The sequence below is a fragment of the uncultured Bacteroides sp. genome (assembly GCF_905207245.1).
Taxonomy (GTDB): domain Bacteria; phylum Bacteroidota; class Bacteroidia; order Bacteroidales; family Bacteroidaceae; genus Bacteroides.
On the sequence record NZ_CAJLKP010000134.1, the window covers coordinates 1 to 8,856 of the forward strand.

The following is an 8,856-nucleotide window of genomic DNA, read 5'->3' on the forward strand; positions in this document are numbered from 1 at the left end:
CTCCACCACCCAAAAGCGGGGATCGTCCGGGTTTTTGATGTAGCCGTAGGGCGGCGGAGAAAGCGGAACGCCCGCATTGCCTTTCATCTTGTTCACGATCCGGCGCTTCTTGGAAATGTCCTTGGCGTAATACTCGTTCATAATGTTCTTGAACGGAGTAAAATCATCCTCGCCTTCATTGCTGTCTACGCCGTCGGAAACGGCCACCAGCCGAATATCATGGAGCGGGAAAAATTCCTCGGTCAGCTTGCCGACCTCAATGTAGTTGCGCCCCAGCCGGGAAAGGTCTTTGACGAACACCGCCGAGATGTACCCAGCCTCGATAGCGGTCAGCATCTTCTGAAAACCGGGACGCTTCATCGTCGTACCCGTGATACCGTCATCCACGAAGAAGATCGTGTCGGTATAGCCCTTGTCCTTGGCGGCCTTTTGAAGTATCTTCCGCTGAGATGGGATTTGTCAAGGATTTTTTCTGCAAATAATATGCAATGTTGTTAAGTGCTTATGACTCCAATTTTGCAGCATTAAGTTGCCTATTCTTGATGATGCAATTTAGCTAAAAGAAATCGGTGACGATAAGGCATAATAAGACAACGCACTTTACAAAGCATGTAACTCATCAATCTCTAAGACTCTGTCAAATGCACTATCAACGACATCATCGTGCGAGACAAATAATACTGTACTACTACTTAATCGCGTATTCAGCATTTCATAAAAAACCTTGGTGGAGTTTGAGTCAAGAGATGAGGTAATCTCATCAAATAAGATAATATGCGGACGATTGATTAATGTCCTAATTATTAGAATTTTTTGCTTTTCACCGCCTGAAAATTTGTTTCCAAAATCACCTGGTTTTTTCTGAAACAAGTCGTTTTCGCTAGTTATCAACGAATTAAGTCCGAATATGTTTATCAACTCATAGACTTCCTCTAAATTAGCATCGTCCATTGGATATATTATATTTTCATAGATTGACCTATTGAATAAATTTGTATTTTGAGAAACATACATTATGCCATCGATAGATGGGAGACCATATGTTATCTGCCCAGAGTCAATATCTAATATCTTTGCTATAACTTTAAGTAATGTCGATTTTCCGCTTCCGTTCTCACCTCGAATGATGATATGCTCGCCTTTATTTACATACAAACTAGCATTATCAAAAATTTTCTTGTTACCAAGCGTCAATTCAACATTCTGCATGGCAATCACCGTATTGGTAGGAACACTGATAAAAACTCTATGGCAATCTTTTTCATTACTTTCGCTGTACCCCAATAGTTTTAACGCAGCTTTTAGTCTTGAGACCATTTCTATCATTGACAAGTATTCTCCACCAAAATCTCTCAAATTAAATATTGAGTAGATAAGTCCTAAATAGAATGAGATATTACCTATTCCCGTTGTGGAATAAATAGAAAATATAATCAGCTGTAAAAAGGTAATGAATACTAACACAATGTGTTGAATCAGTTTTGCATTATCTATGGCCAACTGTAGACCATAGTAATTTTTTTGCTCACTATCCAAAAGGAAACGATATTTTTCTTTTTCTTTATCATATGAACGGAATGAGTATATAGAGTCCAAATTCTGGCAGTAATCGATCAAATAAGAATTCACATCTGACGCAGACAACAGCGTACTATGAATCCTGTTATTTTGTTTTTTTAAAAGAACAATGGATATGAAGAAATATACTGAATAAGATAATATATAAGTCACACCAAGAAGGAAATGGAAATTAAAAAAAGCAGTTGAATTAATTATTATAATAGCGGAATGCTTGATTATAAATTGAACGCAGGAGTACAGCAAACTTCGTGTACAAAAAGATGATTCGGAAAAAAGATCCTGGATCTTCCCGGTTTCCATATCATCAAAATACATATATTTTTTTTCACTAGGTCGTCAAAGAGAACCTGCTTTGAATATTTTCTAACACTCTGCATAGCAAGGTTGTTAGGATAATTCAAAATAGGGACTACTAAAAAGGATAAAATTGATAGGACCATGAAAAAAGGGTTTACGTGCAATCCCCCACTGCCGCTAAATATCTTTGGCAAGGTATAAGGAAGTATGCTGTATAAACCATATCCTACAGACAAAAGAAGCAAATAAATGGACACATTCAACCGACCTATTTTTTGTATAAGAGCACTTAAATATTGCTTCATTATTATGACCATTCCTTTCCGCTGCACTCCAAGGCACAAAAGGGATACGAAACAGGAGTGCCTCTATCGCAGCTAAACGAAATTTGTTAGAATACGCTAGAGGAACGGGCACACTACACAGCATGTGGGGGGGTGAGTGGGTACAGCTATCCGCTGAACTGAATTATTATGTGTGCCGGATGCTCTTTCAAGCGCAAATAAGTAGGGCGTAGAACCCTGTAAACTTATCTTTGGAGAGACAGACTGCTTCAAGCTTTCAGTGAGTGTCCAGTCCCTACCTGTTCCCTCAAATCTTCGAACTGAGGGGATGTGTTATGCTCAAAATCGTTTATCCTATCTGCTGTGGAATGGATGTCCACAAATCGTTTCTGGTAGCCTGTATTGCCTCAATCAACGAGCAGGGCGTTACCACCTACAAAGGCAAGCGGTTTTGCACCTTTACAGGAGACCTCCGGCGGTGTGCCACCTGGTTGGGAGAGAACAACTGCAAGGACGTGTGTATGGAGCCTACCGGGATGTATTGGCTCCCTATTTACAACATCCTAGAACACGCCCGCAATATTGTCCTTGCCCACCCCAAGTACGTCAAGGCTATCCGGGGAAAGAAAACAGACAAAAAGGACGCCAAGTGGTTTGCGGACATCTTCAAGCACGACCTGGTTTCTGGCAGCTTTATCCCACCATCAGATATTCGTCAGCTCCGGGATTTGGTGTGCTACCGCTGAAAACTCACCAATTTCACCACGGGAGAGAAAACCGGGCGCAGGATTGCTTGACTGTCTCCAATATCAAGCTGGATGACGTGTTTCCGGACGGCTTTGGCAAAGCAGCTACAGCTATTACCTCCGGCTGCTAGGAAGCAACGAATCCTTTCATGTAGCTCCATTCCTCAACAAGCGAGTCAAAACACCAGTTGAGAAAATCCAGGCCGCTGCGGACGGAGAGATGTGTGTGGAACAGGCCGAAAAACTCCGCATCATCCGTTCCCACATGGACAGCCTTGAATTGTGCAAGGCCGATCTGGACTCTCTTATCCTGACCATCGCTGAGAAATATCTTCCCCAACTTAACCTCGTTATGACGGCGCTAGGTATCCAAGCCTTTGCCACTATTGGCATCATCTCTTAAATTGGCGTGGATATGTCCGTTTTTTCCACCTCGAAGCATTTCTGCTCCTGGGCTGGGCTTACAATGAAAGTGCCGGAAAAAAAGAAAACCACCAGGAGCAGCCGGGCTGGGGCATACATCAAGCCCCTGTTGGTGCAGTGTGCGCTCTGTGCTATCCGGGCAAAGCAGTACCCAGAAGTCCGCAATCGTTATCTAGCTTTGAAGAAGCGCTGTGGTAACAAGAAGGCCATCATCGCCGTCGCCCTTGTGTTGCTGACTGCCATCTACAACATCCTCAAGAAGAACGAATCTTATAACCCTGAGCCTTACCGCAAGGCTGACCGTCCTCTCACACACCGTGAGATCTCTGCTGACCAGGCTATCTTAATCCTTCAAAGGCAGGGCTGTCTGGTAACCTCCCCGGCCTGGCTGATCTGCTCTAATTTTGGCCGCCATATGCCAGCCTGTTTTCGTGTCCCTTTTTCTGGATAATGATCAGGTTAAAATATTTCAAACTCCCCTCCTTCTTCACTTCTGATAAAATCATCTAAAGATTCAGCAGAATTACTAAGGACTCTTTTGAGAATTAGCCGCCATGTTTGGAAGTCTGCATCCTTCCAATTGCTTTTTCTTTTTACATAGTTAATCCTATCTCTAAAGTCTTTTTGCGAAATGGACTTCCCATGAACCTTCATAAGTCCTTGCACCAATGCCGCTCCACTACTAAAAATATTCTCCTCTGTTGAAACCTTCAAATATTGATGTAGTACAAAGGAAGATGGCAACTGTTCTCTTTTGTCAATATAGATACTAATGCATGTTTTTTTAATTAAACCAAAATTTTCAAGCAAAACCGGAATTGCATAAAACCCACTGACGCAATTGTTTTGTAAATTAAATTTATATGTAAAGGCATTTCCGATTTTTTTACCATTGACCACCCCATCTTTTGAAAAAACTGACACGTCAATACTCGAAGATGTATATTCTCCACCTGTTTCGATAAGCACGCTCATAAGATTGCAATCTTTTTCTTCCAAAAAGTAGACGTCGTTATACATAGGCAAAGATACATGTGCCTCTGAAACAACATCAAAACAAATCAGTTGACCATTTGCTGGTGGCTCGCCTGCTCCAATCAACGCCTTATTAGTTCCAAAACTGACCGCGCTATAAGGAGTGTGACCAACTACTTTGTGCTGAAAAACTTTCCCCCGTGTCCTTGTCTAATAAAAAAACTGAACAATCCGCCAAGACAAAAAGGGTCTTCCCGTAAATTGACGGTGGCGCAACAATAAGCCCTTCTCTGAACTTTTGCCTCCAAACAATACTTCCGTTTAATATGTCAGCACAACCAACCTCACCCTTTAGTGTTGTATAATACACTCTTTGGCTATCAACGACAGGAAAATGTCGTCCACAAAACCCAAAAACCCTTGTTCTCCATAGTTCTTTTCCTACTTTTAGATCAAAACAAATGATGTCATGTCCGCATGATGCAAAAGCAAAGTCATCCTTTAGCCAAATGCCTGACGTATCCGAACTAATAACAGGGCTTCTACCTAACTCCATAGAATACATTATGCTTCCTTCTTGATTTATAAGCCATAAATAAGAACATGAGCAATCCCTTTCATTGTTGTGGAGCGTACCTGTGCATAATATGCCACCTTTGTACGGCGTAATATTACCGTAAATAAACGAATTGGGAATATGTAATTTTTTGACAACTTCTCCGTTTTTGTTTACGGCTAAAAGGGTGCTGCCGGAACCAAACCACAATGTTTCGTCTATAACATTTAATGTAGTTCGTACTCTGTGACCACCCTGAACAGCCCATTCTACAATGCCAGACTCAGCGGAAACAGCTTGTACTGCATCAAACTCTTTTAGGAAAACAACAAGGTCGCCAAAAACAGTTGGTGTTCCATAACCACCATTGACAGCATCTATACTCCAAAGTATTTTCCCATTATGCAGATCAACTTTCAATAAATGATACGCCTGTTCCATCTCAGAGTATGTAACGACATAGCCGAAGTATTCACTACAATTATTTCCATAAAATGGAGTTCTAACAACTGCTGGCATTTCTATACGCCAACTGTCATTAAGGAAATAACGTTGTTTGTCTTTTTTATTTTTAATAATGTTTTTTCGGATCATATATATTATGCTCCTTTCTCTTTGCGATTGATTGTAATTCGAAGTCTACGCAAAAAACATTTCGATAGGCAACATGTGGGTGGAAGAGTTTCAATCATCCACCCACATGCCACCAATTCACAGTGGACTATATTGTCCAATACCGAGTTTTAGTAATTACTTGCATTGATGGAAGAAATAACGCTTTCCTTCTGCGCCACACCACTACTTCTGTTAATCTTCACCGTCTCCGTAAAGTCCATACAGATATTGTCCCTGTACTGATAAGGCCTGTCACTTGATAAGGTCGCAAGCACCTCGATTCTGACATCGATATCTCCCGACAGTTCTTTTTCCAAAGGGAATGTAAATATCGCCTTTTCCCCAATCTTCCATTCGCCAGAAAGGCTCTGCGATTGCTGCTTTTCATTTCCATTGAAGAGATAATGAATAGTCACTTTGAATGTTTCAAATTTCGTATTGTTTCTATCGATAACATAGCCTAAAGGCTCATAAAAGCCCAAATCAACAGCAAGACTTGCATTTTCCTCGATAAGCACTGGCCTAATCTTGTGTGAAATCAAAGAAAGTCGCGTTCCTTTTTCAGCAGTGCAATTAACACATGCTACATGGAGCGATTCATATGGGAGTTTGCCAACGCCGCCGTGTTGTCCACCCCAATTGGGGTTCCAAGGATCTACGATATCAAATTCCTCTTTGTCGTCATTATACCCAACAATAAGGACACAATGAGACTCCATATCCAGGCGATGAGAGAGTTCTTCATTTTCGATTGGGTAGTCGGCGGCTGAATGAACACGAATCAATGTGGGAACTCCGTTTACAATCGAGCTTTTTATGCTTTCAAGAGCTCTTAATGACCAAGGCTCATAGCCAATCACAGGAACTAAAGCATTTGCCGTTTCGGGTATTTGCTGATTAGTAATCAACTTAAATATGCTATTCATGCTTGTGCCTCCTTTCAACAGTGAATGGGTGATATTTCCATCTTGTGTTATCTAAAAACACTACGCTTTCGATTCACCACACAGCAAAAAGCGCATAAGCCGACTTAACAACAGTCTGGCTTATGCGCCCACATGATAGATTTTGAGTTGCCCCGTCCATAGATGGGGGCTAGGCCAAAATCCAAAATGAGATAACCCAGACTGCTTTTGCATAAAACGGAACATGACACTACCTCCAATCTTATAAATGTCGGACGGATTAAACCATCCGCAACGTAATTTTACCATATCAATAGCATAAACGCAACTGTTTCCCATTAAAAACACTTGTAACATTTGTGTGAACGCAAGCAGAGCTGAGCACCTGTTGCCAACGGAAAATAAACGGTCTGCCATCTGCTGTATGACATATGCACCCACCACTGATTCATGGGCAAACAAGGAGAGTAACAGACTACATTGCTGTCGTTTCCCGTCTAGTATGGAAACACAACGAGAATATCGCCAAGGCATGAGTCTCAAAGCTTTTATTTGGGCAGAATGCAATGATCGGAAACAGATTGATTCGATGATTGCCTAAGATAAAAGCGGGAGTGCATCGTAAAAATACACTCCCGCCGGTTTGTTAGCGTTCCCAATCATCCTGCTTTTTTCTTTCTTGTTTGGCCTTATTCTGCCGCCGCTGCTGGTATTCCCGTTCCCGCTGGATTTGCCGGATTTCCTGGCTCTCGGCATACTCGTCCAAATGCCGGGAAACATCCCGCTTGCTGTCATCCATTGTCCTGTGACTGTACTTATCGCCATACTTTTCCTTCACACGCTGGACTGCCGTCTGCTCCATTTCAGGGCGCAGTTCCTGTCGGGTGTCGTGCAGCTCCACCGGGTCGAATTGTTCACCCTGTGTTTTCAGCTCGGCATATTCGGCAAGGGCGGTTTCCAATTCGGCGGAGTATTTCTGTTCCTGCTCGTCCAGTTCTTTCAAGTTGGCTTCCATCAGTGCAACCTTCTTCCTGACCTTAGAAACATCCTTGCCGTCCGTACAGTCCATATTGTCCAGAAGAATCGCCTTTTCGGATTGCAGTTCTTCCAGCAATTCCGTCAGTTCTGCTATTCTGGCGGTCAACTCGTTCTTCCTGGGGATATTCCAGAACGGCAATTCTTTCTTTTCGGCAAGGAGGTCTGTGCGCTCCCTTTTGGTTTCCTTGATTTGGTCTACCACCTCGGAATATCGGTTCAGGTTGATATTCCAGGCATCCACGGATTTTCCAATGACAGATTTGCCTGTGCGGATGTGGTTAAGCTGATAGCAGAAAATCAACAGCTTTTGCCGCAGGAATTCCATGGACTTAGCGAGTTTCGGTAGAGAATGGAGGACCTCTTGCGCCAGCTTCTTGACGGCGGCTTTCAGTTCCCGCAGCAGAGCGTTGTCCGCTTTAATCTGCCGATTCAGTTCACAGCGGTCGGAGATAATGCCCTTTTTCTCCATAGCCCTTGCCACCACACCTTCGTGGATGGTGGGCTGCTCGACCAGACCTCGCTCGGCATGACTGCGGTGGTCGATACGGGCATCGTGTCCGTATCGTTCCAGATAGCGGTTGGTTACGTCTGCCCATGCCTTGCGCCATACGACAAGCTGTTCCTCGCTGTTCCAACGTTCGGAGATGGGATTCTGTCTGCCGAACTTGGTGCTTTTGGGGTGCTTGCTGGCTCGCTCCAAGCCTTGCTTCTCTGCTTCGGAGGGAGGCATATACACTTTCTTGCGCCCAACCTTATACGGATACTGCTTCTCCCATCCGTCCGCTTGCGCTGCCTTAAACTCAGCGGCAGTAAAGCCCCGTTCCTCGCCGTCTTTAACACAGAGATATTCTTTTTCGGTCTTGTACTGCCACTCGCCTCGTTCATCCAGCGGACGCACCGTCAGCAGAATGTGGGCGTGGGGATTGTGACCGGGAGGGTATGGGTCGTGAATTGCTACATCGGCGCACATCCCGTCTGCAACAAAACTTTCCTTAATAAAATCAGATAGAAGCTCCTGCCATTGGGTCGGGGTCAGTTCAACAGGCAGAGCCGGGACAAACTCACGGGCAAGGCGGCTGTCCTTTGTCTTTTCGTTTTCTTCTACAGCGTTCCAGAGTACGCCCCGGTCTTTCCATTCTGGTGGAGCATACTCTGGCAGAAACACCTCACGCCAGATCAGTCCTTTCTTACGGGTATAATCGTGCCGCACTCCATCGTAGTCATTGAGGATGTTGGTACAGCTCAGATATGCAGAAGCTGCAACGGCAGACCGCCCCGTTCCCCGGCTGACCACCTTGGCTTCTAAGTGGTAAATCGCCATTCATTCTCACCGTCCTTTCGCCCTTGTTTTTGTTTCTTTTTCGCAAAAAGAAAATGGGTATTGCGGCAAGCGATACCCATAACCGCAAATAAAGCTGCCGGTGGCAGCTTTATGC

The 8,856-nt window shown here is 43.8% G+C and carries 9 protein-coding genes; 2 read left to right on the forward strand and 7 right to left on the reverse strand.

What is annotated here, in order from left to right:
- Positions 1–456, reverse strand: a 456-nt coding sequence (locus QZ135_RS23680; RefSeq protein WP_294615435.1) for a recombinase family protein, incomplete at its 3' end; no start/stop codon positions are given.
- 144 nt (positions 457–600) lie between these two features.
- Complete coding sequence (locus tag QZ135_RS23685; RefSeq protein ID WP_294615420.1) at positions 601–1,896, reverse strand: ATP-binding cassette domain-containing protein; 1,296 nt, start codon at positions 1,894–1,896, stop codon at positions 601–603.
- Between the two features lie 634 nt (positions 1,897–2,530).
- Here QZ135_RS23685 and QZ135_RS23690 point away from each other — a divergent pair.
- A complete protein-coding gene (locus tag QZ135_RS23690; protein WP_365979391.1) occupies positions 2,531–2,908 on the forward strand; it encodes a transposase in 378 nt (125 codons plus the stop codon).
- Between the two features lie 127 nt (positions 2,909–3,035).
- Here QZ135_RS23690 and QZ135_RS23695 read toward each other — a convergent pair whose 3' ends face one another.
- Positions 3,036–3,248 carry a hypothetical protein gene (locus QZ135_RS23695; RefSeq protein ID WP_294615424.1) on the reverse strand — a complete coding sequence of 71 codons (213 nt, stop codon included), beginning with the start codon at positions 3,246–3,248 and terminating at the stop codon, positions 3,036–3,038.
- A gap of 75 nt (positions 3,249–3,323) precedes the next feature.
- On the opposite strand from QZ135_RS23695, the gene QZ135_RS23700 reads away from it, so the two are divergent.
- Complete coding sequence (locus QZ135_RS23700; RefSeq protein ID WP_294615427.1) at positions 3,324–3,782, forward strand: transposase; 459 nt, start codon at positions 3,324–3,326, stop codon at positions 3,780–3,782.
- A gap of 8 nt (positions 3,783–3,790) precedes the next feature.
- On the opposite strand, the gene QZ135_RS23705 is transcribed toward QZ135_RS23700, so the two are convergent.
- The 4 genes from QZ135_RS23705 to mobQ all read right to left on the reverse strand — a co-directional run bounded on the left by QZ135_RS23705 (position 3,791) and on the right by mobQ (position 8,741).
- Positions 3,791–4,432 (reverse strand): hypothetical protein, encoded by a 642-nt coding sequence (locus QZ135_RS23705; protein ID WP_294615429.1) that lies wholly within the window; start codon positions 4,430–4,432, stop codon positions 3,791–3,793.
- A 28-nt stretch (positions 4,433–4,460) separates the two neighbouring features.
- On the reverse strand, positions 4,461–5,456 hold the full coding sequence (locus QZ135_RS23710) for a PQQ-binding-like beta-propeller repeat protein (protein ID WP_294615431.1): 996 nt from the start codon (positions 5,454–5,456) through the stop codon (positions 4,461–4,463).
- A 149-nt stretch (positions 5,457–5,605) separates the two neighbouring features.
- Positions 5,606–6,403, reverse strand: a complete 798-nt coding sequence (locus tag QZ135_RS23715) for a hypothetical protein (protein WP_294615432.1) — start codon at positions 6,401–6,403, stop codon at positions 5,606–5,608.
- A gap of 625 nt (positions 6,404–7,028) precedes the next feature.
- Complete coding sequence (mobQ, locus tag QZ135_RS23720) at positions 7,029–8,741, reverse strand: MobQ family relaxase (RefSeq protein WP_294615433.1); 1,713 nt, start codon at positions 8,739–8,741, stop codon at positions 7,029–7,031.
- Between the last annotated feature and the right edge of the window lie 115 nt (positions 8,742–8,856).

Coding starts and splice junctions, on each gene's coding strand:
- QZ135_RS23710 (WP_294615431.1), bottom strand. CDS start 5,456: ATGATCCGAAAAAACATTATTAAAAATAAAAAAGACAAACAACGTTAT.
- QZ135_RS23700 (WP_294615427.1), top strand. CDS start 3,324: ATGTCCGTTTTTTCCACCTCGAAGCATTTCTGCTCCTGGGCTGGGCTT.
- mobQ (WP_294615433.1), bottom strand. CDS start 8,741: ATGGCGATTTACCACTTAGAAGCCAAGGTGGTCAGCCGGGGAACGGGG.
- QZ135_RS23685 (WP_294615420.1), bottom strand. CDS start 1,896: ATGTATTTTGATGATATGGAAACCGGGAAGATCCAGGATCTTTTTTCC.
- QZ135_RS23690 (WP_365979391.1), top strand. CDS start 2,531: ATGGATGTCCACAAATCGTTTCTGGTAGCCTGTATTGCCTCAATCAAC.
- QZ135_RS23715 (WP_294615432.1), bottom strand. CDS start 6,403: ATGAATAGCATATTTAAGTTGATTACTAATCAGCAAATACCCGAAACG.